Source organism: Pseudomonas arcuscaelestis (genome assembly GCF_016881005.1).
GTDB lineage: Bacteria > Pseudomonadota > Gammaproteobacteria > Pseudomonadales > Pseudomonadaceae > Aquipseudomonas > Aquipseudomonas arcuscaelestis.
On sequence record NZ_JACOPV010000061.1, the window covers coordinates 1 to 1,188 of the forward strand.

Consider the following 1,188-nt stretch of genomic DNA (forward strand, 5'->3'; position numbering starts at 1 on the left):
CAGGTTGGCGAAGCCGTCGTTGGGCAGTGGCAGGCCGTAGTTTACGGTTTGGTGCACGGTGTCGCCGTCACCGGCGCCGTAGCGGCCGAACGAGGTTTCGGCGCTGCCGCCGCTGTCGTTTTCCTTGAGGATGATATTGATCACCCCGGCAATCGCGTCCGAGCCATATTGGGCGGAGGCACCGTCGCGCAGTACTTCGATATGGTCGATGGCCGACACCGGGATCAGGTCCAGGTTGACCGGCACCGCCGCCGTGCCGATGCGTGCCAGGTTGTTGATCAGTGCCGTGTTGTGGCGGCGCTTGCCGTTGACCAACACCAGCACCTGGTCGCCAGACAGGCCGCGCATGGTCACCCCGCGCACCGACCAGGAGGTGCCGCCGCCGTTGATGGCCGGTAGGTTAAAGGACGGCAGCAGGCGTGCGAGCAATTCCTTGAGGCCGACTTTGCCACTGGCTTGCAGTTGCTCGGCACTGATCACGTCGATGGGCGAGGGGCTGTCGGCGATGGTGCGCGCCTGGTTGCCACGGTTGCCGGTGACGACCACGGTGCCGAGGGTTTTATCCGTATCTTCGGCCTGGGCCGGGGTATTGAAGGCGAGCAGGCTCAGCGCTGCTGCGCAGTAGTGAAAGCGCGATGGAGGCATGGGGGCTGATTCCAGAGGACGAAAGAACGCCGTAGATCGCTACCTGTGAATGCAGTCAATGTGGGAGGGGCGGTGCGACGATTCGACTTGCCCCGATGGCGGAGTGTCAGGCGCTGATGGGCTGCCGGGTGTACCGCTATCGGGGGCAAGCCCCCTCCCACAGGGGACCGCATGCACAGGGGGATCTGTGTTGGGTTTGGTAAAAGAGGTCAGGCGGCGTTGGCGGCTCTTACCCGATGGGGAATATCGTCATAGGCAATCAGCACGCGCTCCATGCGGCGTGGGTAGTCGCCGTAGTTATAGACCGGGTAGTGCAGGGTCGAGCGGTTGTCCCAGAACGCCACGGAGCCGGGGCGCCATTTGAAGCGCACCTGGTGTTCGGGCTTGTTGAATTCCAACAGCAGGCGGTCGATCAGCTGCTTGCTTTGCTGGGGCGTCCAGCCAATCACCGAAGGGTTCTGGGAGAAGTTGATGAACAGGCCGTCCTCCCCGGTTTCCGGGTGGGTGCGCACCAACGGGTGGGCGAGGATCGGGTAGTCGTAG

2 protein-coding genes are annotated in these 1,188 nt (G+C 63.5%); both read right to left on the minus strand.

The window, feature by feature from the left end; genetic code table 11:
* Nucleotides 1–645: TonB-dependent receptor plug domain-containing protein (locus H8F21_RS29225; RefSeq protein WP_236043276.1), on the minus strand; the 645-nt coding region annotated here is incomplete at its 3' end.
* Nucleotides 646–854: 209 nt separating this feature from the next.
* Nucleotides 855–1,188, minus strand: a 334-nt coding sequence (locus H8F21_RS29230; RefSeq protein ID WP_203585838.1) for a TauD/TfdA dioxygenase family protein, incomplete at its 5' end; no start/stop codon positions are given.